The following is a 22220-nucleotide window of genomic DNA, read 5'->3' as shown; positions in this document are numbered from 1 at the left end:
ACTTATATTCATTACTACAATCACAAAAGAATTAAAACAAAACTAAAAGGATTGTCCCCTGTGCAATACAGAGTTCAATCCTTAGTAGCTGCTTAATATATTTGTCTAATTTTTTGGGTTCAGTTCAAATTGATAGTCTTTAGTCGTCGCTACGCTGCATACCAGTATACATTAATACGAGACGTAATAATTCAAATACCGCTACAGCTGCAGCTGCTACATATGTTAATGCTGCCGCATTTAATACTTTACGAGCTTGCCCATATTCATCTGTTGATACAATACCTAACGCTTCAATTTGTTGCATTGCGCGCTTTGACGCATCAAACTCAACTGGCAATGTAACGAGCTGGAACACAACACCTGCTGCCATTAAAATGATACCTAATAACAACAAACCAGACATTTGTGCAAATATACCGATTAGGACGAAAATCCAAGACATATTCGAACCAAAGTTTGCAACTGGCACTAACGAATGACGAACGCGCATAAATTTATAATCTTTTGCATCTTGAATTGCGTGTCCTACTTCGTGTGCTGCAACTGCTGTACCAGCAACTGAATGTCCATAATAGTTATCTGTTGATAATCGAACCGTCTTAGCGGTTGGATCATAATGGTCTGATAAATGACCTGGTGTTTCTTCTACAGCTACGTTGTATAATCCATTTTCATCTAAAATTTTTCGAGCCACTTCCGCTCCTGTCATACCTGATGTTGAATAAACTTGTGAATACTTGCTATAGGCACTACGTACTCTTGACTGTGCATACAACGGTATGATCATTATGATCGCGAAGTAAATTAAATAAAACATCATGAACCTCCATTGAAGTTTTAATTATAGTACTTCTCATTCTATTTTCTTCTGCCACTATTGTCAATGAATAAACCTTACAATCCATATCTTTATTTATTGCATTATCTATTTTTAGAATGTACATTACTTTTTCTTTTTTCTCTTTCTCCTTTATACTTTCTCCATCCAACATAAGTTAATGTGAAGAAAATAAGTCCCCCAGTAATTGTCATAAACCAAATGAGAGAGGGTGCAATTTCATCTTTTTTTACTGTGTGAAATATCTTTTGCAAATCCCCTTTAATAATCCCTAATTGCATTTGGCCGCCTTTCGTTTTTAACATAACGTTACGAAATTCATCTAAATAAGATAAATGAACATTTACACGCTGAACCTCGTTTTCTGGCAAAGCAATCATTAAGCTTGGATAAATAATATTGAATTCGTTTAAAAACGTATTTAACGTTTGTTGAAACTGCCCAGCATCTTCTTTTTCCATCGCTTTTTCCATTTGAGAAAAGGCATCCATTACTTTCCTTTCTCTTTCCATCCAAAGTGGTTGATATTTCGATACTTGTGCATCAACAGCAAGTTGTAATGCCAGCACATTATCAATTTTAGCTTGCTTACCTAAACCTTCTTCAGAGAGCGATTGTTGCGCCTTATCGTAAGCTAAAGAAATAACTCTAACTTGATCTGGTGTTACTTCCTGCTTCTTTTCATTCCCCTTTATTAAAAATTGCTCCGAGAAATGTTGTAATACTTGTACCGCTTTTTCATCTTCATTACGCTTCACTAACTGTAACGAGTCGTCTAACAACCCTGTTAGCTCATTCCACTCTTCAGCATATATACGTAACGGAAACATTATAATTAGAAATGCTATCAATCCAATTAATGTTCTCTTCATCCCGGTCCCCCCTATAACTACTAGTACAAAATATGTTAATTTGGACAAGAATAGAACAGAACTAGACCGAAAAATATATTATCATTTTACAAAGAAAAAAATTCTCTTTAAGCAGAGAATTTTTTCTGTGACATCCTTTTCTTTTTTACGAAATATCGATATAAACTGTAACAAAGTATACTACCACCTAAAAGGAATAATAAAATAGCACACGCAGCATGCATAAAGAACTCTTCTGGTAACATTAATATAATTGGATCTTTTTCAGGATCAAAAACCCAATAATCATTACTAAATAAAAGTTTATGGAATAATACAAAACTCTTTTCAAAATTAATAGCAATTGGTAACATAAGCGCTATCGGAAAAATGATTGTTAAAATCGATCCATGCAGTAAAAACTTTTCATTTTTCTTTTTTAATAAATAAATTCCGCCTATCACTGCAATCATAATTGTCGCATACATCACATATTGAATCTTTACTAAAATATTTTTAACATCTACAAAATGAATACGGCCATTTGTGGACATATCTAATGTTGGCAAATGTAATGCTCCGTCATAAAACGGGGATAAATATGTAATAAGCACATCGTAATTTCTTTTAATTTCATCCTTCGTCATATCCGCTAAATCAGGAATATTTAAAAAATCAATTTCAAAATAATACAGCCATTTTCCATAGACAACTGCCGTTGTTGCGAGTGCAAAAATAGAAAATGCTATGCTATATGAAACAACTAAAGTAATCAATCGATCCAATATTTTTGTACCACTCTTATTTTTCTCCATGTTCTCCCCCTAAATGTTCTAACCATCATAAAGAAAATTGTTTCCTTTGCTCACGTAAGCAACAATAATATGTAATACATAGTACAGCAATACTTAACCAAAACGTAAAATAACCAATTTCCTCTACAAACAAATGCATAATTCCATATCGCGGCATTTGCCAAAATAAATAATCAATTGCATCGTTATGCAACGTCCACACAGCTGCTACTATAAAATGCCATTTTTTTATACGATAGAATGGAGCATATAAAAATCCTTGTACTGCCATCGCAAAGTGCGAAAGCATTAACATGTAGCCCATAAGGCCAATAGGCCCTTTTACGTAAATCATAATCCCGTTTACAACAACAGCCCAAATACCATATTTTATTAAAGTTACAATCGCTAACGCTTCTATTAATCCCCAGTTTCTCTTTGCCAAAAAAGCAATTAAAACAAAGACAAAAAAGAGACTCGCCATAGGACTATCTGGTACAAACGGACAAAATATAGGTGACGTTTCTTTCAATTGATTTCCGTACCATATAAATCCGTAAATTGTACCTAATATGTTAACAATTAATAAAAATAATAATACCGAGCGTTGTCTTAACATTGCATACAAGTACACCAATCCGTATGTCCAACACCTTTCAAGCAAAGTAATTCATTCATTAAATCCTACTCTATTATAACAAACTTCATCCAACTAAATAGAAAAGCTGACTACAAATTTTGTAGTCAGCTTTTTATTATTTTTTATTATACTTTGCAACGAATTCCGAAAGCTTCTTCAGTTCCTCATCCGTACCTTTAAATACACCTTTAGGCATTGAACCTTTTCCCTCTTTCGCAATTTTAGCAATTTCTTCTGGCTTTAAAGTTAAGTTTTGCAGTGCCGGTGCTGCTGCCCCGCCTTGTAAATTGTCACCATGACATGTTAAACAAGTATTTTTTTGCATTAATTTATAGCCATCATCATTTTTATCAACTGGCGCTGTTTTTACAATTGCTCCTTGTTTTTTTGCAGCTTCCCAGTCGTGGTGTGCTACAGATTCCCAAGTTAAAAAGATAATCGATGCAATTGCTAAAAGCATAAATCCAGTTGCCACAGGACGCTTCAATGGACGTCTTTCTGGACCTCGATCAAGAAATGGAGCTAACAGTAATGCTCCAAACGCAATCCCTGGCATAATAAATGCTCCAATTACAGTAAATGAACCGGAAGCATACGAATACTTTAATAACTGATACAAGAATAAGAAATACCAATCTGGAAGTGGTATATATCCAGCATCTGTTGGGTCCGCCATTCTCTCAAGCGGCGACGGATGCGCCACTGTTAAACATAAATAACCGATTAAAAAAACTGCACCAACCATCCATTCTTTTAACAAGAAGTTCGGCCAAAATGCTTCTGTTTTCCCTGGGTATTCAGAATAGTCTTTTGGAATATTTGGTTTCCGAGCTACTGGTACCCGAGAATCTCCTACAAACTTCATCCCTTTGCCGCGATGCATAATCTCCCTCCTTTAGTTCTTTCCCCTTTAATTTAGCAATCTCTTATAGTGGACCGGAAATACCTTGTTTGCGAATCATGATGAAGTGGAAGGCCATTAAACCTAGAAGTGCTGCTGGTAAGAAGAAGACGTGAATAGCAAAGAAGCGAGTTAATGTTTGAGCGCCAACAATTTCGGAATGACCAGCGAGTAATGTTTTAATATAAGGACCAATGAGCGGTGTTTGCTCTGCAATTTGAATCCCTACTTTTGTAGCAAATAAAGCTTTCATATCCCACGGCAATAAATATCCGGTAAAACCAAGACCTAACATAACAAAGAAAATAAGAACACCAACAATCCAGTTTAACTCACGGGGCTTTTTATACGCACCTTGGAAGAAAACTCTGAGTGTATGTAAAAACATCATTACAATTACGAGACTAGCACCCCAGTGGTGCATACCACGAACAATTTGCCCATAAGCAACTTCATTTTGTAAATAGTAAACTGATTCCCAAGCATTTTTAATATCAGGCACATAATACATCGTCAAAAACATTCCAGATAAAATTTGAATTACAGTAACGAAAAAGGTAAGTCCTCCAAAGCAATAGACGAATGCAGAAAAGTGATGTGCCGGGTTTACATGTTCAGGTACTTCATGATCAGCGATATCACGCCATATTGGTGTAATATCCAATCTTTCATCCACCCAATCATAAATTTTATTTAACATCTACTTTGCACCCCCTCTTGGCTTCGCTTTTCCTAGATACAGCGTTCCATCTTTCACTTTAGACTCGTACACATCAAGCGGAGCAAGGGGTGGCGTACCTTTAATGTTAATCCCATCTTTTGTATAACGCCCCCCGTGACATGGGCAAAAGAATTGATTCGGATGTGCTTTGTCCGAATTCCAGTTAACTGTACATCCTAAATGTTTACATACTGGAGAGAACGCAACAATGTCTCCGCTTTCATCTTTATGAACCCAAGCCGATTTTGGTTCTTCAGACTTGTACCAACCATCAACCTGCTTCACTTTAAAATCGAAACGCTTCGGCTCTGTTGTAATATCCTTTACTTGCGCAACAGCAACCATATCTGTTCCCGCTTCTTTTCTTAACACCGGATCAAGCGCAAATCGCGTCATCGGCATTAAAATACCGGCAGCCATAAAGCCTCCTACCCCTGTGAGTGTGTAATTTAAAAATTGTCTTCTTGACACGCGATGTTCTTTGTCGCTCACGAAAATTTCCCCCCTCTATCAGAAATTGTCCCCTCGTGATAAATTATATAAAAAATAAAAACTAGGACACTATCATGATATAATACGCTCATGCACAGGTCAATATCATACTACTCATAATAATAAGAACTTTCTGTTTATTGCGAGTTTCCCCATTTCTCTTCCAACATCACCATTATATTTTTTATATGCGCATGAATAACTTCTCTTTTTGCTTGATCACTAAATTGTTCTAACGCTAATGAAGGAAACCAAAATAAATCTCCCTGTAACTCTTGCATATCCTCTTTCCATGAAAAATCACTTGTAACATAAGCAATATGCTTAAAACCTTCACTTCGTAAATGATTTGTCCATTCTTGCAAACGACCTTTTTCATTCTTTTGACTTTCTACCAAATACGTAAACGCAGGCAGTAAAAGCACTCTTCCTTTATACTCTCTTTCCAATTCCGTGCTCAACAATTCGATAAATTCACCTTGTTCTACAACCATTTTCATTTCTTTTGCTGCCGAAATTGATAACAGCGGTATTACTCCTGTATCAACATACTCTCTTGCTTGCTCAAACTGTTCTACATCTTTTACAATCCACTTCAAATCCCTTCCCTCCTTCACTTGCAAATGACAGAACTTTCACTTTATATATATTAAACCACACTAAAAGAGGTAAAAAAAGAAAAACTACCCAATATAGGTAGTTTTTCTTTATAAAAGTCTGAAATTTGTAAAAATTAATTAATCCAAATAAATTCTATAAAGTCTTTAACTCTGCCGTTAATCTATGAAACGCTTCCTTATCTTGCTTATCTAACGCTTCATCAATTTGTTTCAAAAGGCGTTCTCTCCTAAACGAAAATACACTTTCTTCCAAAAACCTTTCTGCAAGTAAACGATCTTTTTCATTTACTTCAATATGCTTTGGTAGATATGGGTTTTCTTCTAATACAGCTACATAATTCGCATTTTGAAACGATGATTTAAAGTTGAGTTGAATATAAATATCCTCATCTCGATTTAAACGAATATCATGAAACGATTTTTCAGCATCTGTTGTCATAACATTTTGTTTAAAAAAGTGAAACGGTGTGTCTTTCACACAATTCGCTGACATCACTAAGCCACGCGGACAATATTTTGCATGCTCTACGAAGTGGACTTTATGCATCAATTGGTCGTGACTCATTAAATAATTCAGAATCCATACACATTCACGCTGTTTCAGTTGGTAATTATTCAAAAACCATTTTACAAAATCCTTCTTCTCGTTTACAGAAACAGGGGTATTCATAGCAATTAAGTCCCTCCTCTGTCTTTCTCTTTTCTTTTTAGATTCAAGAAGCGGCATTCAGTTTCCTTCCAACTTATGAAAAATCCTCTAAATTATATAACAATTCTTCAATATGAATTTGTGTCGGGTCTAGTTGTAATAACTGGGTAAATACTTCTTTCGCCTCTTTTCGTTTTCCTTCTTCCAATAAGAAATAACCGTACTCTTCTAAGAAGTCTGGATGATTCTTAAAAGAAGTATATGCACTTTCATAGTGTTTTAATGCATCCGAATACATTTCTAATTGTTTTTTTGCATACGCAAGATCCCAAAGTAGTTGTGTATCTGGTTCTCCACTATCAATAGCACGCTCTACAATTGCAATTAACTCTTCGTACTTTTCTTGTTCTTTTAAGATATATGCATATTTTAATGTTGCACCTAAATGCCCTGGATCTAACTCAAGCGCTTTTTGAAGAACTTCCTCTGCTTCTACTATTTTCCCTAATTTCGCCGCAATGTTCGCTAACTCTACATAAAATGGAACTGAAAGCTCATCTACTTTAATTCCTTCATGAAGCGTTTCATAGCTTTCTTGAAGCATTCCTTCTTTTTCATAGCTTTTCGCTAAATACATGTACAGTGATGCGTACTCAGGGTCTAATTCTTTTAGTTCTTGCCAAGCACCAATTGCTCTCTGATATTCTTCACCTTGGTATAATGTAAAGGCATATCCAAATAATGAGTGAATATCTTTTTGTTCCTCTAGGCCTGCTTCATAATAAGAAATCGCTTCTTCCCAGTTTCCGATCGCGCTTAACGTTTCTGCGAGGCGAAGTGCGATCACAACACCACCCATTACTTTATGTTCCGCTAATAGCGATTCATAATAAGTAATTGCCTTTTGTTCTTCACCTTTACTACTATATAATTCTGCTAACCCAAACGTAATAACAGGTTCATCAGGCATCATTTCTTTCGCCTTTAATAGTTTTTGCTCTGCTACATCATCAAAACCTTGCATTTGGAATAAATCTGCAACAAGTAATAACGATTGAACATATAAATCGTCATTTTCTGGAATATCATGAAGCACTTCAATCGCTTCATCTTCTTTATCTAGATCAATATATAATTCTGCTAAAAATACAGTGAATTCACTTTCTTCTGGATACAGTAAACGTAAGTCTTCAGTAATTGCTAATGCCTCATCTGTAAATCCAAGCGTATGATAGTAACGAGCGATATCATACTTCTCTTCATCATTCGCAATTTTTAATTGTTCTTTTAATAATTGTAATCCTTTTTCCGCTTCACCATTTTCAATATATGAAACAGCTTGTTCAAACTTTTGCATAAACGTCTCCTTTAATTCTAAAAAATATTCTCTTCTGTTCATTTATCATAAGCAACTCACTGTTAGAACGCAACCTTTAGAATGAGCATACTTCTTCTTATACTTCTTCTTACAGAGTAGTTAATTGTTCAAAAGGTTCGGATATGACACCGATACCTTACCATCATCTTCTATTGTACCGCTTTCTTTTATGACCGTGCAAATAACTTCTCTCACTAATTATCGAGCCATACAAACCGTGGTTTACAGAATAACTTAATTAGCAGTCTTCAACCTTTATTTTGAATGCGATAAAAAAGGCTCCTATACTAGGAGCCTTCACAATCTCTTAAGAATATGTTTCTTCTTTCTGTACTTGCTCATTTACAAGCTCTTTCAGCAACTCTATAATTTCATCATTTTCTTCCTTCAAACCGACAGTAATACGAATACCATCATCGATACCAAATGCAGCACCAGAACGAACGATATATCCTTTTTTCATTAATCGTTCGAAAGCTTCATTACCCGGTATACCAAGTTTTAAGAAAATGAAATTTGTTTGGGATGGATAATAGAATACGTTATATTCTTTACAAAATGCATAATACTGATTTAAACCTTCAGCATTCTTTTGCACACAATCTTGTAAAAAGGCTTGATCTTCTAATGCAGCGAGTGCTACAGATTGGGCTACAGTTGATGTATTGAATGGTAACCTAGCTACTTCTAGCTGTCCGATTAACTTCGCATCCCCAATCGCATATCCGATACGAAAAGCAGCTAAACCATATGCTTTTGAAAACGTGCGTAAAACCATAAGATTTTCATACTTTTCAAGAAGTGGTAATGTTTGCGGATAGTCTTCTGCTTCCGCGTATTCATAATATGCTTCGTCCATAATAACGAGAGCCGACTTAGGAACTGATTCTAAAAATGAAAGTAATTTTTGTTTCTCAACATATGTACCTGTTGGATTATTCGGATTACAAATCCATACAATTTTCGTTTTCTCATCTACTTGCTCTAGCATTGCATCTAAATCGTGAATACCATCTTTAAGTGATACTTCACGAACTTCTGCTCCTTCAATAACAGCATGGTGATGATATTGTGAAAACGTAGGATTCGCCATTACAACGTTTGTTCCTTCATGTAGTAACGCTCGGCTAATCATTTGAATGACTTCATCTAATCCACTACCAAATAGTAGTTGTTCTGCTTTTACACCTAAATGTTCCGCTACTTTTGTCCGAAGTTCAAAGGCATATCCATCTGGATAAAGGGCATATTGGCTCGCTAAAGAAGTTAATGCTTCTGTCACACGTGCTGAACAACCGAATGGATTTTCGTTGGATGCTAATTTCACAATTTTTGATAAACCATATTCTCTTTTTACTTCTTCAATGTTTTTCCCAGGCACATACGCTCTCAAAGTTAACAATTGCTCTTTCACTCTCATTTTTCTTCCCCCAGTCATTTCATTCAATTTGATTACAATACGGTTATAGCCCCTTACTGTAATCTTTTGTCATAACCGTCACTATTACGAGAATACCTCTAAATGAGCACTTCACAGCACTTCGCTATCATTTTAAACCATATCTTTTTGAAATGCCTCTAACGCAATATGAACAGTCTCATCTGAAATAGATACGACATTCACTACCCCATATTCCTGCATAAGCACCATATGAATTGCTCCTGCATTTGCTTTCTTATCTTGTTTCATCAATTGAACGAGGCGCTCTACATTCAAATCCCTTGGCATTTTTGGATAACCGTATTTCAAGAACCACTGCTTCATATCTTCATAAGCAAGATCAACCTTGTACACTTGCTCACTTAAAAATATGGCGAATAACATTCCAACCGCTACACCGTCACCGTGAGTAACATTTCCATACCCTAGCTCTTTTTCAAGAGCATGTCCTAACGTATGTCCAAAGTTCAAATGAGCACGTACACCCTTCTCTGTTTCATCTTGTGACACAACATTTGCCTTTACAGGAATCGCCTTCGTTAATATATGGATTAACTTCTCATCATGAAGATCCGCTAATGTTTGCACTTCTTCTTTTAACCAATGGTATAGCTCCACATCACCGATAAGAGCATGCTTTATCACTTCTGCATAACCTGAACGCCACTCTTTTTCAGGAAGAGACTGTAAAAACGGTGTATGATATACAACTGCTTCTGGCTGATGGAATGCACCAATCATATTTTTACCTAACGGATGGTTAATCGCTACTTTCCCACCCACAGCGCTATCGTGCGCTAATAAAGTTGTCGGAACCTGCACAAAGCGAATACCACGCATAAACGATGCAGCAACAAAACCAGCTAAATCTCCAATCATTCCGCCTCCAAGTGCAAGAATTAAAGAATTTCTATCTAATTTATTTTCAAGAGCTGACGTATGAGCCGCATAGAAATTTTCGAAAGACTTCTCTTTTTCGCCACTTGGTACAACAAACGAAAACACGTGCTGCTCTACTTGTAATGCATCGATAACTGTCTGTAAATGTAGTGATGCAACAGCTTCATCTGAAATGATCATTACGTTAGATACCGCTGGCTGCATATTTTGAACGATCGTTGTTAAGTTTGACAACGCTTCTTTACCAACATGTACATCATATTCTTTTGATTTCGTTTGAATATGTATGTTTCCCATTAAAATCCCCTCGCATATTCATTATGTTTCTCAATATTTGCACGAATTAGTTCCATACGATCTAATCCGAATTGTTCTATTAAAGCTGTCGCTAATTCCCAAGCCACAACCGCTTCTGCAACGACACTAGCTGCTGGCACTGCACAACTATCTGAACGTTCAATACTCGCTGTAAAAGGCTCTTTCGTATCAATATCTACACTTTGAAGAGGTTTATAAAGTGTAGGTATCGGTTTCATCACACCGCGCACAACAATTGGCATTCCAGTCGTCATACCGCCTTCTAGTCCACCTGCATTATTTGTTCTTCGTGTATATCCATGCTCCTCATCCCACAGAATTTCATCATGAACTTCACTTCCTGGTCTATGCGCTGCTTCAAAACCAATTCCAATCTCGACACCTTTAAAAGCATTAATACTCATAATTGCAGCTGCTAATTTCGCATCCAGTTTTCGATCATAATGCACGTAGCTACCTACTCCAATTGGCATCCCTTCCACAATTACTTCAACGATTCCACCAATTGAATCACCATTTGCTTTCGCATCATCAATCGCTTTCATCATTTGGTTACCAGCTTCTTCATCTAAGCAACGTACAGGAGATGCTTCTGTAATACTCTTTAATTCTTCAATTGAACTATACGTAATCTCCTTAGCTTGTACACCGCCAATTTCAATTACATGGCCCGCCACTTTAATACCAAGTTCTGCTAACACCTTTTTAGCAACCGCACCAGCAGCAACACGCACCGTCGTTTCGCGCGCTGACGAACGTTCCAGTACATTCCTCATATCTCTATGACCATATTTAATCGCACCATTTAAATCAGCATGCCCAGGCCTTGGTTTTGTCACTTTCCTTTTCATCTCTTTTTCTTCTTGCTCAGTTAAAGGCTCCGCCCCCATAATTTTTGTCCAGTGTGCAAAATCACGATTTTCAACAACAAGTGCAATAGGGGAACCTAATGTTTCTCCATGTCTAACACCACTTAAAATTTGCACTTGATCCGTTTCAATTTGCATGCGTCTACCGCGCCCATATCCCTTTTGCCTTCTAGCTAACTCTTCGTTTATATCATCTGCTACTAAAGACAATCCTGCCGGAACACCTTCTATAATCGTTGTAAGTTGTGGACCATGAGATTCACCAGCTGTAATATATCGCATACGTTATTCCTCTTTTCGTATATGTATTTATCTCACTATATTAACTTTTATCATTCTAAAAATATTAAAGAAATTATATCATAAATCGACCATTTTCTTATTCTATATTTCCGATAGGCCTAATTTAAATATCAACATATCATAACAGCTCAAACTTCGTAACTAACTGAAAATAAAAAAAGTGCAAGAAGAATACCCCTATTCTCCTTGCACTTTTTACTATTATCACAGTGATTAAAGCGTTTACAAATTATTTCAAAATAATTAGTAAATCCATTCATTCATTAATTTTGAGTAGTCAACTAATTCTTCTTCTTTAAAGAAAATAGCAATCTCGCGCTCTGCGCTTTCTAAAGAATCAGAACCATGGATAATGTTTTTCGCAACAGTTACACCGAAATCTCCACGAATTGTTCCAGGAGCTGCTTCATGTGGTCTTGTTTTCCCCATCATGTTACGCGCTGTATCTACTACACCTTCACCTTGCCATACCATTGCGAACACAGGTCCAGATGTAATAAAGTCTACTAACTCACCAAAGAAAGGTTTTTCCTTATGCTCAGCGTAGTGTTGTCCAGCAATTTCCGGAGTGACTTGCATTAATTTTGCACCAACTAATTGAAAGCCTTTTTTCTCAAAACGAGCTACAATTTCCCCAATGAAGGCACGTTGTACACCGTCTGGTTTTACCATTAGAAATGTTTTTTCCATAAAAAATCTCTCCACTTCTGAATTATGTATGTAATTGTATATCCCCACACACATATTATCACCCTTATCACAATTGTGCAATAGTTTTGAAATAGAGAGATTATTTTATTTTTTAGAATAAACATTAAAATTTTCGTTTTCCAATATACTTTGCAACATTTTGTAATGCGTACTTTGCTTTTCCACGTGGGAGTGGTTTTATTATTTCTAAAGCTTTATGTAAATAACGTTCACTAAATGCAAATGCTTGATCAATTGCTGTACTATTTTTTACAGCATCAATAATTTCTTGTATTTCACTTGCTGTTGAATTTTCATGTACAGATGTGATTTTCTGACGAAGTACTGGATCTTCCATCGCATATAAAGCAGGAAGTGTAATATTCCCTTGTAGTAAATCTCCGCCAGCAGGTTTTCCAAGTTTCTCTTCTGTAGAAACGAAGTCTAAAATGTCATCAATAATTTGATAAGACATTCCTACAAAATACCCATACCAAAATAGACGATTTACCGTATCACGATTAGCACCAGCAGCAATCGCTCCCAATTGACAACTCGCGGCAATTAATAATGCTGTTTTTCGCTTTATTCTTCTTAAATACGTTCTTAAATTTTGGTCATAATTGTATTTATCTTTAATTTGTTCAATTTCACCTTTACAGACTTCTAAAATAGTATGTGATAACGCTTGATGCGCCTCTGGAATTTCGATATTTGTTATACATTCAAGAGACTTAGCGAACAGATAGTCCCCTGTATACATCGCAATACGATCTCCCCATTTCGCATTCACAGTCGCACTGCCGCGTCGTAAAAATGCAGCATCAATAACATCATCGTGAACAAGAGAAGCCATATGAATAAGTTCTAACGCAACAGCAACATGCTTAATCGCATCTAACTTATAATCTCCAAATTTCCCTGCAAGCAACACAAATACAGGACGAATTCGTTTCCCACCAGCTTCAATAAGCTGTAATGCTGCCTCTTCTACTAATGGCTGTTCAGAAGCGACTGTCTTTTTTAATTCTTTTTCTATCACATTAATATCCGATCGTAAAAAAGAGTACATAAGTTGTAACTTCATATTGTTCACCTTAACCTAAAACTTCTTTTTTCTATTTTGATTCTGGTTTAATACCTAAATGCATCGCTGCTACCCCAAAAGTAAATGGTTTCACTTGCACACGTTCAAGTCCAGCTTGCTCAAACATTTGAGCCAATTCTTTCATCCCTGGGAACGTACTAGCAGATTCTTGAAGCCATGAATACTCTTTATAACTTTTCGCAAACATCTTTCCAAATAACGGCATGATATATTTAAAGTATAAAATATACCCTTGTCGAAAACCAATCATTGTTGGTTGAGATGTTTCTAAACAGATTACTTTTCCACCTGGTTTTACTACACGCGTCATTTCTTTTAATACGTGCATATAATCCGGTACGTTACGTAAACCAAACCCAATCGTCACATAATCAAACGTATTATCTTCAAACGGAAGTTCCATTGCATTCCCATGTAGAAGTTCTACTTGTTTTAATTGTAACGCCTCTACCTTTTGCTTACCGACAGATAACATATTTTCACTGAAGTCTAAGCCAACAACCTTTCCTTGTTCACCTACGGCTCCAGCTAGCGCAATTGTCCAATCTGCGGTTCCACAGCATACATCAAGCGCTTGACTGCCTGGTTGTACATCCATAATTCGCATCGTTTCTTTACGCCACGCTTTATGTCTTTGAAAACTAATTACAGAATTCATCACATCGTATTTATCAGAAATCTTTTCAAATACGTCATGTACTCTTTCTTCTTTTGATTGTTGCATGCTCGTACCTTCTTCCAATGTAAAATTGCTTATGTCTTCTATTTATTCCTTAACACAGAATTTATTTCATTTATGTCTGTGTGATTTTCTAAAAAATTTTTTTCTTTCTTTCTCAATTCCTTCATCCAACCATTAATCACTACTTCTGCTTTATCCCCTAAAGCATCTTGCATAGCTTGAAAAACAGGCGAATGTTGCTTATCAGCATACAATTGAATTTCTTTTTGAAGGCGATTTCCACCTAATACGTATGTGATAAATGGCTTCCAATGTGATAACTGAAAATGATCACATGTTTTTTGAAGGAGCGCAGACTCAATCATTACTATGCTTTTCATTATGTCATCCGTCGTTTCATGCGCTTTTTGGTATAACATAATTTTGTGTTCATTTATCTCTTTAATTCCTTCAGCAAGTGCACGAATTAAAACAATATCACGATTCATAGACAATAAATAATAATATAGTCCACTATAGTAATCGCCTGCAAGTACTGTTAATTGACGACATTTATGGAATTCAATCTCTTCCTCGCCTGCTTTATTTGATACCCTTTCATGCGTATCAAGCGCAATTTGTACAAGCATAATTGTTACTACGTAATGCTCAATTTGTTCTATATGTAAGTTTGCACTCTTTAAAGCACCATATAACAATGCTATCTTTTCTTCATCAATAAATGGTTCTTCAATATAGTTTATAAAGTAAGGATGGCGTAATTTCTCCATCAATTTTTCTTTTATACCCGCATACCCTCCGTAGATGTCACACACAAAAAATCACCCTTGTTTTCTAATTCATAAAACTTATTATAACACATACACTCTATTTTCTATAACCAAAACTTGGCTACACCTACCATTCATGTAAGCAATCTTTCTAATCTCACTCTGTCTAGTTAAAACTATATCATTTATTTACTAAAAAAAAAAAAAAGAAAAGCAGTTTCCCGCTTTTCTTTACTTCGTTTTAATAAACGATAAAATTTCACTGCGCGCTGCAGCATCATTTTCAAGCACACCACGCACTGCTGTCGTTACTGTTTTCGCACCTGGTTTTTTTACACCACGCATCGTCATACACATATGTTCTGCTTCTACTACTACCATTACACCATGAGGCTCTAGTACTTCCATAATAGAGTTCGCTACTGTTGATGTAATACGTTCTTGCAGTTGTGGGCGACGTGCAATTGTATCTACGGTACGAGCTAATTTACTTAACCCTGTCACCTTTCCACCTTGCGGAATATATGCAACGTGAGCAACTCCATAGAATGGAACTAAATGATGCTCACACATCGAATAAAATGGTATATCTTTTACTAGTACAAGCTCTTCGTGATCTTCTCCGAATACTTTATGCAAATGCTCTTTCGGATCTTCATGCATACCTGAGAACACTTCTGCGTACATTTTTGCAACACGCTTTGGTGTATCAAGTACTCCCTCACGATTTGGGTCATCCCCAATCGCCTCTAAAATAAGGCGTACTGCATGTTCAATTTGTTCTAAATTAACTTTTGCCATCCGCTAGCCCTCCCGAAAACCTAAAAGTGATACGAACACATTCTAGCATATTTATGTTTTTAAAAGCAAAAAGAAGAGTTCCCAAAAAGGAAACTCTTCTTCCCTGTTAATATGTAAGGATTATTTAACCGCATCTTTTAACGCTTTACCAGGTTTGAATGCAGGTACTTTACTTGCAGCGATTTCAATCTCCTCACCTGTTTGTGGGTTACGACCTTTACGAGCCGCACGCTCACGAACTTCGAAGTTACCGAATCCGATCAGTTGTACTTTATCACCTTGTTTTAAAGCTTCTAAGATAGAATCAAAAACAGCGTCTACTGCTTTTGTTGCGTCCTTTTTAGAAAGGGAACTTGCTTCTGCAACAGCATTGATTAAATCTGTCTTGTTCATGCCATTCACCTCCTCCCAAAGATAAGACTGTATAATGATCATAAAATGAGTCTTACTTTCATTTGTAGGCAATTTTTGCAAATTCTATACTACAAAGATGTAGATAAATCATTATCAACGCCTATATTATACGATTCTCCTTTATAATTCAATATTTTTAAGGAAATTGTTACTCTGAAAATGTGAAAATCTGATGAAACTTGACAATTTACAACAATGTATTAGATAATGACTGTTTATTTTTCTATTTTATAATCAAAAAAACAAAAAATCCCTCTACAGTGAGAGGGATTTTTTCTTATAGTATAATCGCAATTAATCCGCCAGATCCTTCATTAATAATTCTTTCTAGCGTTTCTTTTAATTTATATCTAGCATTTTCTGGCATTAAAGATAATTTCGCTTGAATTCCTTCTCGAACAATCGAGCTAAGTGAACGTCCAAATATATCAGAATTCCAAATTGATAACGGGTCATCTTCAAAATCTTGCATTAAATAACGAACTAATTCTTCACTTTGCTTTTCAGTACCAATAATCGGCTCAAACGTTGACTCTACATCTACTTTAATCATATGAATAGATGGCGCTACTGCTTTTAACTTCACACCAAACCTTGAACCGTGACGAATAATTTCTGGCTCATCTAAGCTCATATCCGCTAATGCAGGCGCTGCTACACCATATCCTGTTTGCTTAACCATACGCAGTGCATCCGCCACTTGATCGTACTCTATTTTCGCATGAGATAAATCGAGCATAAGCTTTAATAAATGATCTTTCCCTCGAATTTCTACTCCTACTACTTCTTTTAAAATCTGATCATATAATTCATCTGGCGCATATAAATCAATCTCCGCCACACCTTGCCCCATATCAATGCCAGCTAGGCTCGCTCGATCAATAAATTCATATTGACTAAACTGCCAAACAACGCGATCCACATCACGAAGACGTTTTATATCCTTCACAGTTTCTTGAACTGCTTCTTGATAACTTTGACGCAACCAATGCCCTTCATTTAGCACCATTACCCAGCTCGGAAGGTTCACATTCACTTCTAATACAGGGAATTCAAATAGCGCTTCACGAAGTACATTATATACATCTGTTTCTCTTAAACTCTCCACACTCATTGCAATAACCGGGATATCATATTCTTCTGATAAACTTTGGCGTAATTGCTCTGTATCTGGATGATACGGCTGTACCGTATTAATTATCATAATGAAAGGTTTTCCTACTTCTTTCAACTCATTTACAACGCGTTCTTCTGCCTCTATATAATCTCTTCTTGGAATTTCACCAATTGTTCCATCTGTTGTAATTACAACACCAATTGTTGAATGTTCTTGAATTACTTTACGCGTGCCGATTTCTGCAGCTTCATGGAATGGAATAGGTTCTTCATACCAAGGGGTATTAATCATGCGTGGGCCATTCTCATCTTCATAGCCCTTCGCTCCAGGAACCGTATATCCAACACAATCTACTAATCGAATATTCACTTCAAGTCCTTCATCTACTTCGATAGAAACCGCTTGGTTTGGAACAAACTTCGGTTCCGTCGTCATAATTGTACGACCAGCAGCACTTTGAGGCAATTCATCCTGCGCTCTTTGACGGTCAGACTCATTCTCAATGTTTGGAATAACTACAAGTTCCATAAATTTTTTAATGAATGTTGATTTCCCTGTTCGAACAGCTCCTACAACTCCAAAATAAATATCACCGCCTGTTCGTTCTGCAATATCTTTAAAAATATCTACCTTTTCCAAGTGATTCCCTCCCTCAAAATTTTTGGGAATAATTCCGCGTTTATAGTCAACTAATACCTTCTCTAACGTTGCCTATAATATCTGATATAATATAATGGTATTCTAGAAGTTCGGACAATATATCATATAATTTTGTCCAATTTCATATGACTATTAAAAAATATCTTTTGTTTGCATCGTAAGTTGTATAACATAAAAAACCTTTCTTCTAGAACTTATTCACTAAAAGAAAGGTTCATGACTTATCATTTTAAAAAAATTGGTTCTCCATCCTTTACTGTGTACGGTAAAGAATAAGCTGGTACAAACGGGGAACCTTTCGAAAGTATATTTCGAATATCTTCTCCCTCCGTAAACTGCCCTTCATTTTTTTTCAAAGCGTCATATAAGTCGATTCTATAATCAACAAAAACTTCTCCTTTTTCATTAATTACAAAAGGAAGTCCTTTACCAGAATATGGACTTGTCACTTGTGGCACATCTTTATATCCTAGTTTTTTGAAATCCAATTCATATACACCATCTGAAATTACTTTTTTAAAAGGTGGATATTGATGTTCATCACGATACATCCTAAGCTTTAAAGATAGTTCCTGAATTTGTTCAGCCATCCTAACATCAATTAACTTTACTGTTGGATTTGTTTCAACGTCTATTAATACGTATTGATATACTCCTCCACTTTCATACGCATTCCCTGGCGCTTCTTGTATGTAACGCGGGGCAATCTGTTGAAAATCGATCGGATACTTTTGATAAATAGGTGTACTCATATCCCTCGTCTTAATTGGCAATATCCCATCATTTTGCTCCTTAAATGTCACAACAGCTTTTTGAACAACCTGTAGCTGATCTTCATAAGGAACCGCATTTTGCTTCATATTTTCTTTCGGATACAGACACCCCGTTAAAAGGCTCATACAACAAAATATTAAAATAATATGTAATTTTTTCACTAGCATCACCTTTTCATACTAATCTAATTTGCTCTGTATGTAGTATTTTCGAGACCATTCCATTTACTGCTGTACAGGTCCACTAAATACAACAAGAAAAATAACAATTCCTGACACAATCATAAGGGTGTACGCTACTAATGCTGTAATCCCTTTCAAAAATTTATTCTTTATTTTATGTCTACTTAATAAAATAAAACTTACTGCAAAAAACATAAATCCAATTGCCCCTAAAGCTAACCACATTTTCATAAGCCCTTCTGACATATACACACCCCTTTTTATCAATCTATTTTTATACTATTTTAACAAATTAAAATCTTTAAACAAATACAAAAAGAACATTTTACTACAAATTGCGAATATATAACTTTAATCAATAGGTTTTCCAGCATTTTTCACCAATCTAGGCAAAAATAAAACCGAAGCGATTGTACCTCTCGCTTCGGTTGACCAAATATGCCCAAAAACAGCTCTATTCCCATTCTTTCATGGCTATCATATGCAATCTACAAACTCTTTGTTTCTCATAATTTATTTTTTAAACATTTTGCTTAACGAGCCAAAATCTGTTGGCATATTATTATTAATAATCGCTTTTACAATTTGATCCTCTTGCTCTTTCGGCACTTCACGTCCCGCCATAAGAGCCACTTGATGAATTAATTGACGAAGTACAGTTTCATCACGTAAATTCGCATTTTGCACGGATGATGCTAATTTAAAAATATCCTCTTTATTTACTTTCGCTTCCTTCTCAATATTATTAAAAATATTATTATCCATTCTTTTCACCCTCTCCTCAAGTTACTCTTCATCCTATGCAAAAATGAAAAAATGGTGAAAAGACCCAAAAAATAAAAAAGCGACAGAAGTACAAATGTACTTCTGTCGCTTTTCTTTACAGTAAATCAGGTATAGCTTCCACTTCATGTTTTCGAACACGCCCCATCAATGAGCCTACCGCATCTTTTACGTTATTCCCATTGAACAGCACGTCATATAAAGCAGCTGTAATCGGCATTTCAACTTCCATTTTCTCTGCCAATTCATGAGCAGCTTTCGTTGTTCTTACACCTTCCACAACCATACCCATGCTTTCTAACACTTCTTCTAAAGAGTGTCCTTTTCCAAGCATATTTCCAGCGCGCCAATTTCGGCTATGAACACTTGTACACGTTACAATTAAGTCTCCCATACCAGTTAGACCAGCAAACGTTAACGGATTCCCGCCCATTTTTCTTCCTAAACGAGCAATCTCTGTTAAACCACGTGTCATCAATGCCGCCTTTGCATTATCACCTAATCCAAGACCATCAGTTATACCAGCAGCTAATGCGATAATATTTTTTAACGCACCACCAAGTTCAACTCCAACGATATCTGGATTTGTGTATACACGGAAATAACTATTCATAAATAAATCTTGTACTTCCTCAGCCGCTTCCATACGCTTTGCTGCAGACGTAACTGTTGTCGCTTGTCGTAAACCGACTTCTTCAGCATGACTCGGTCCAGACAGTACAACAACATCTTTAATTAAGTGCTCTGGAATTTCTTCCTCAATCACTTCCGAAATACGTTTTGACGTACCAGGTTCAATTCCTTTGCTCGCATGAATCCAAGTAATTGGTTCAGTAACAATTTCTTTCATCTCTTGTAATACATCTCTGTACGCTTTCGTTGGTACTACTAACAGTACTGTATTTACATCTACTAATGCTTCTTCTAAAGAAGAGTAGGCTACGATTGTGCTTGGCAATGTAATGCCTGGGAGATATCGACTATTCTCATGTTTCGTATTAATTTCATCCATAAGTTCTGGGCGATTTCCCCAAATACGTACATCATGTCCATTGTCAGCTAATACCATCGCTAACGCTGTTCCCCAGCTACCTGCTCCTACTACTGTGATTTTTGTCATAAAATCACATCCTCTCCATTAGTCTCTTGCTCTAGCGATAATGTGAATCGGCGTTCCTACGAAGCCAAATGATTCACGTAAGCGATTCTTTAAGAAACGCTCATATGAGAAGTGCAATAATTCTGGATCGTTTACAAACACAACAAATGTCGGTGGTTTTACCGCAACTTGTGTTGCATAGAAAATTTTCAGACGGCTACCATTATGAGTTGGCGTCGGATTCATCGCTACCGCATCCATAATTACATCGTTTAATACGTTCGTTTGAATACGGATACTATGACTTTCATTTACCTCATCGATAACCGGTATTAATGTTTGTGTACGTTTTCTTGTTTTTGCAGATAAGAAAACAATTGGTGCGTATTCTAAGAATTGGAAATGAGCACGGATATTTTCTTCAAATGCTTTCATTGTTTTTTCGTCTTTTTTCACTGCATCCCATTTATTTACAACGATAACAACAGCTCGCCCTGAATCATGAGCATATCCAGCGATTTTTTTATCTTGCTCAATAATTCCTTCCTCACCATCTAAAACGACTAAAACAACGTCAGAACGTTCAATCGCTCTTAGTGCACGAAGTACACTATATTTTTCTGTACTTTCATACACTTTTCCTTTTTTACGCATACCAGCTGTATCAATAATTACATAATCTTTTCCATCTTTACTATATGGTGTATCGACAGCATCACGAGTTGTTCCTGCTACATTACTAACAATTACACGCTCTTGACCAAGAAGAGCATTTACAAGTGATGATTTCCCTACGTTTGGACGTCCAATTAAAGAGAAACGAATTGTGTCTTCATCATATCCGTCTTCTTCAATCTTTGGAAAATGTTGTGCAGCTTCGTCTAGTAAGTCACCTAATCCTAATCCGTGTGTACCTGAAATTGGGAATGGTTCGCCAAATCCTAATGCATAAAAGTCATAAATGTCACTGCGCATTTCCGGATTGTCCACTTTATTTACTGCAAGTACAACCGGTTTATTTGAACGATATAAAATTTTTGCAACTTCTTCATCAGCTGCTGTTACACCGTCACGACCGTTTGTCATAAAAATGATAACATCCGCTTCATCAATTGCTACTTCAGCTTGTTGACGAATTTGTGTCAAAAACGGCTCGTCTCCAATATCAATTCCGCCCGTATCAATAATGTTAAATTCATGATTTAACCATTCTCCAGCGCTATAAATACGATCGCGCGTTACACCTGGAATATCTTCTACGATTGAAACTCTTTCTCCAACAATTCTATTGAAAATAGTAGATTTCCCTACGTTCGGGCGACCTACTATCGCTATTACTGGTTTCGGCATATACTTTCATCCTTTCAACTTGCTTCTGTTTATTATGTAAAAAACCCTTCTTTGTGCAAGAAGGGATTTGCA

General features: G+C 36.2%; 26 protein-coding genes. 1 reads left to right on the top strand and 25 read right to left on the bottom strand.

The window, feature by feature from the left end; all coding sequences use genetic code 11:
• Nucleotides 1-96 (top strand): IS3 family transposase (locus D1166_RS21415; protein ID WP_130055901.1); only part of this gene is annotated, 96 nt, incomplete at its 5' end.
• A gap of 43 nt (nucleotides 97-139) precedes the next feature.
• Here D1166_RS21415 and D1166_RS21410 read toward each other — a convergent pair.
• The 25 genes from D1166_RS21410 to der all read right to left on the bottom strand — a co-directional run bounded on the left by D1166_RS21410 (nucleotide 140) and on the right by der (nucleotide 22148).
• Nucleotides 140-823, bottom strand: coding sequence for a zinc metallopeptidase (locus D1166_RS21410; RefSeq protein WP_058839490.1), 684 nt, complete (start codon nucleotides 821-823; stop codon nucleotides 140-142).
• Between the two features lie 101 nt (nucleotides 824-924).
• Complete coding sequence (ypjB, locus tag D1166_RS21405) at nucleotides 925-1713, bottom strand: sporulation protein YpjB (RefSeq protein ID WP_000831583.1); 789 nt, start codon at nucleotides 1711-1713, stop codon at nucleotides 925-927.
• Nucleotides 1714-1820: 107 nt separating this feature from the next.
• Nucleotides 1821-2507, bottom strand: a complete 687-nt coding sequence (gene lit / locus D1166_RS21400; protein WP_097855624.1) for a lipoprotein intramolecular transacylase Lit — start codon at nucleotides 2505-2507, stop codon at nucleotides 1821-1823.
• Nucleotides 2508-2532: 25 nt separating this feature from the next.
• Entirely contained in the window at nucleotides 2533-3123 is a 591-nt protein-coding gene (gene lhaT, locus D1166_RS21395; RefSeq protein WP_118043419.1) for a lipoprotein heptaprenylglyceryl N-acetyltransferase LhaT, read from the bottom strand.
• Between the two features lie 118 nt (nucleotides 3124-3241).
• Complete coding sequence (gene qcrC, locus D1166_RS21390; protein WP_000554603.1) at nucleotides 3242-4009, bottom strand: menaquinol-cytochrome c reductase cytochrome b/c subunit; 768 nt, start codon at nucleotides 4007-4009, stop codon at nucleotides 3242-3244.
• A 43-nt stretch (nucleotides 4010-4052) separates the two neighbouring features.
• Entirely contained in the window at nucleotides 4053-4727 is a 675-nt protein-coding gene (gene qcrB, locus D1166_RS21385; RefSeq protein ID WP_000932700.1) for a menaquinol-cytochrome c reductase cytochrome b subunit, read from the bottom strand.
• Nucleotides 4728-5240, bottom strand: a complete 513-nt coding sequence (qcrA, locus tag D1166_RS21380; protein ID WP_001280593.1) for a menaquinol-cytochrome c reductase iron-sulfur subunit — start codon at nucleotides 5238-5240, stop codon at nucleotides 4728-4730. It abuts the gene before it with no gap.
• A gap of 137 nt (nucleotides 5241-5377) precedes the next feature.
• Nucleotides 5378-5839: a YpiF family protein gene (locus tag D1166_RS21375; RefSeq protein WP_000871314.1), complete on the bottom strand. Its 462-nt coding sequence runs from the start codon at nucleotides 5837-5839 to the stop codon at nucleotides 5378-5380.
• Nucleotides 5840-5993: 154 nt separating this feature from the next.
• Nucleotides 5994-6530, bottom strand: coding sequence for a ReoY family proteolytic degradation factor (locus D1166_RS21370; protein WP_001095925.1), 537 nt, complete (start codon nucleotides 6528-6530; stop codon nucleotides 5994-5996).
• Between the two features lie 73 nt (nucleotides 6531-6603).
• On the bottom strand, nucleotides 6604-7866 hold the full coding sequence (locus tag D1166_RS21365; protein WP_001168671.1) for a tetratricopeptide repeat protein: 1263 nt from the start codon (nucleotides 7864-7866) through the stop codon (nucleotides 6604-6606).
• A 328-nt stretch (nucleotides 7867-8194) separates the two neighbouring features.
• On the bottom strand, nucleotides 8195-9307 hold the full coding sequence (gene hisC / locus D1166_RS21360; RefSeq protein ID WP_001264023.1) for a histidinol-phosphate transaminase: 1113 nt from the start codon (nucleotides 9305-9307) through the stop codon (nucleotides 8195-8197).
• Between the two features lie 132 nt (nucleotides 9308-9439).
• Nucleotides 9440-10525: a 3-dehydroquinate synthase gene (gene aroB / locus D1166_RS21355; protein WP_097861679.1), complete on the bottom strand. Its 1086-nt coding sequence runs from the start codon at nucleotides 10523-10525 to the stop codon at nucleotides 9440-9442.
• Nucleotides 10525-11697: a chorismate synthase gene (aroC, locus tag D1166_RS21350; protein ID WP_097861680.1), complete on the bottom strand. Its 1173-nt coding sequence runs from the start codon at nucleotides 11695-11697 to the stop codon at nucleotides 10525-10527. Before aroC ends, aroB begins: the two co-directional genes overlap by 1 nt.
• A 264-nt stretch (nucleotides 11698-11961) precedes the next feature.
• On the bottom strand, nucleotides 11962-12408 hold the full coding sequence (ndk, locus tag D1166_RS21345) for a nucleoside-diphosphate kinase (RefSeq protein ID WP_000415883.1): 447 nt from the start codon (nucleotides 12406-12408) through the stop codon (nucleotides 11962-11964).
• A 124-nt stretch (nucleotides 12409-12532) separates the two neighbouring features.
• Nucleotides 12533-13495 carry a heptaprenyl diphosphate synthase component II gene (hepT, locus tag D1166_RS21340; RefSeq protein ID WP_000776076.1) on the bottom strand — a complete coding sequence of 321 codons (963 nt, stop codon included), beginning with the start codon at nucleotides 13493-13495 and terminating at the stop codon, nucleotides 12533-12535.
• Between the two features lie 31 nt (nucleotides 13496-13526).
• Nucleotides 13527-14240, bottom strand: coding sequence for a 2-heptaprenyl-1,4-naphthoquinone methyltransferase (menG, locus tag D1166_RS21335; protein ID WP_001187674.1), 714 nt, complete (start codon nucleotides 14238-14240; stop codon nucleotides 13527-13529).
• 38 nt (nucleotides 14241-14278) lie between these two features.
• Nucleotides 14279-15013 carry a heptaprenyl diphosphate synthase component 1 gene (locus D1166_RS21330; protein ID WP_000332845.1) on the bottom strand — a complete coding sequence of 245 codons (735 nt, stop codon included), beginning with the start codon at nucleotides 15011-15013 and terminating at the stop codon, nucleotides 14279-14281.
• 186 nt (nucleotides 15014-15199) lie between these two features.
• Nucleotides 15200-15769 (bottom strand): GTP cyclohydrolase I FolE, encoded by a 570-nt coding sequence (gene folE / locus D1166_RS21325; protein WP_001151482.1) that lies wholly within the window; start codon nucleotides 15767-15769, stop codon nucleotides 15200-15202.
• Between the two features lie 120 nt (nucleotides 15770-15889).
• On the bottom strand, nucleotides 15890-16162 hold the full coding sequence (locus D1166_RS21320; protein ID WP_001043860.1) for an HU family DNA-binding protein: 273 nt from the start codon (nucleotides 16160-16162) through the stop codon (nucleotides 15890-15892).
• Between the two features lie 298 nt (nucleotides 16163-16460).
• The gene (spoIVA, locus tag D1166_RS21315; RefSeq protein ID WP_000416519.1) at nucleotides 16461-17939 is read right to left on the bottom strand and encodes a stage IV sporulation protein A; all 1479 of its coding nucleotides are present in this window, start codon (nucleotides 17937-17939) and stop codon (nucleotides 16461-16463) included.
• 245 nt (nucleotides 17940-18184) lie between these two features.
• Nucleotides 18185-18895 carry a hypothetical protein gene (locus D1166_RS21310; protein WP_000733112.1) on the bottom strand — a complete coding sequence of 237 codons (711 nt, stop codon included), beginning with the start codon at nucleotides 18893-18895 and terminating at the stop codon, nucleotides 18185-18187.
• Nucleotides 18896-18958: 63 nt separating this feature from the next.
• Nucleotides 18959-19162 (bottom strand): DUF2768 domain-containing protein, encoded by a 204-nt coding sequence (locus D1166_RS21305; RefSeq protein WP_001289004.1) that lies wholly within the window; start codon nucleotides 19160-19162, stop codon nucleotides 18959-18961.
• A 267-nt stretch (nucleotides 19163-19429) separates the two neighbouring features.
• Nucleotides 19430-19681, bottom strand: a complete 252-nt coding sequence (locus tag D1166_RS21300) for a stage VI sporulation protein F (RefSeq protein WP_000369754.1) — start codon at nucleotides 19679-19681, stop codon at nucleotides 19430-19432.
• Nucleotides 19682-19796: 115 nt separating this feature from the next.
• Entirely contained in the window at nucleotides 19797-20819 is a 1023-nt protein-coding gene (locus D1166_RS21295) for an NAD(P)H-dependent glycerol-3-phosphate dehydrogenase (RefSeq protein WP_000161763.1), read from the bottom strand.
• A gap of 18 nt (nucleotides 20820-20837) precedes the next feature.
• Nucleotides 20838-22148, bottom strand: coding sequence for a ribosome biogenesis GTPase Der (gene der, locus D1166_RS21290; RefSeq protein WP_001125893.1), 1311 nt, complete (start codon nucleotides 22146-22148; stop codon nucleotides 20838-20840).
• Between the last annotated feature and the right edge of the window lie 72 nt (nucleotides 22149-22220).

The sequence above is a fragment of the Bacillus sp. ISO11 genome, from assembly GCF_003458115.1.
Taxonomy (GTDB): Bacteria; Bacillota; Bacilli; order Bacillales; family Bacillaceae_G; genus Bacillus_A; species Bacillus_A cereus.
Note: the sequence above shows the minus strand (reverse complement) of the source record. Positions and strands in the feature narration are given on the sequence as shown.

Bases quoted from the DNA above. Each gene is read 5' to 3' on its own strand.
- D1166_RS21410 (WP_058839490.1), bottom strand. From the start codon at position 823: ATGATGTTTTATTTAATTTACTTCGCGATCATAATGATCATACCGTTG.
- ypjB (WP_000831583.1), bottom strand. From the start codon at position 1,713: ATGAAGAGAACATTAATTGGATTGATAGCATTTCTAATTATAATGTTT.
- lit (WP_097855624.1), bottom strand. From the start codon at position 2,507: ATGGAGAAAAATAAGAGTGGTACAAAAATATTGGATCGATTGATTACT.
- qcrC (WP_000554603.1), bottom strand. From the start codon at position 4,009: ATGCATCGCGGCAAAGGGATGAAGTTTGTAGGAGATTCTCGGGTACCA.
- qcrB (WP_000932700.1), bottom strand. From the start codon at position 4,727: ATGTTAAATAAAATTTATGATTGGGTGGATGAAAGATTGGATATTACA.
- D1166_RS21370 (WP_001095925.1), bottom strand. From the start codon at position 6,530: ATGAATACCCCTGTTTCTGTAAACGAGAAGAAGGATTTTGTAAAATGG.
- D1166_RS21365 (WP_001168671.1), bottom strand. From the start codon at position 7,866: ATGCAAAAGTTTGAACAAGCTGTTTCATATATTGAAAATGGTGAAGCG.
- hisC (WP_001264023.1), bottom strand. From the start codon at position 9,307: ATGAGAGTGAAAGAGCAATTGTTAACTTTGAGAGCGTATGTGCCTGGG.
- aroB (WP_097861679.1), bottom strand. From the start codon at position 10,525: ATGGGAAACATACATATTCAAACGAAATCAAAAGAATATGATGTACAT.
- aroC (WP_097861680.1), bottom strand. From the start codon at position 11,697: ATGCGATATATTACAGCTGGTGAATCTCATGGTCCACAACTTACAACG.
- ndk (WP_000415883.1), bottom strand. From the start codon at position 12,408: ATGGAAAAAACATTTCTAATGGTAAAACCAGACGGTGTACAACGTGCC.
- hepT (WP_000776076.1), bottom strand. From the start codon at position 13,495: ATGAAGTTACAACTTATGTACTCTTTTTTACGATCGGATATTAATGTG.
- menG (WP_001187674.1), bottom strand. From the start codon at position 14,240: ATGCAACAATCAAAAGAAGAAAGAGTACATGACGTATTTGAAAAGATT.
- folE (WP_001151482.1), bottom strand. From the start codon at position 15,769: ATGGCAAAAGTTAATTTAGAACAAATTGAACATGCAGTACGCCTTATT.
- D1166_RS21320 (WP_001043860.1), bottom strand. From the start codon at position 16,162: ATGAACAAGACAGATTTAATCAATGCTGTTGCAGAAGCAAGTTCCCTT.
- D1166_RS21305 (WP_001289004.1), bottom strand. From the start codon at position 19,162: ATGTCAGAAGGGCTTATGAAAATGTGGTTAGCTTTAGGGGCAATTGGA.
- D1166_RS21300 (WP_000369754.1), bottom strand. From the start codon at position 19,681: ATGGATAATAATATTTTTAATAATATTGAGAAGGAAGCGAAAGTAAAT.
- D1166_RS21295 (WP_000161763.1), bottom strand. From the start codon at position 20,819: ATGACAAAAATCACAGTAGTAGGAGCAGGTAGCTGGGGAACAGCGTTA.
- der (WP_001125893.1), bottom strand. From the start codon at position 22,148: ATGCCGAAACCAGTAATAGCGATAGTAGGTCGCCCGAACGTAGGGAAA.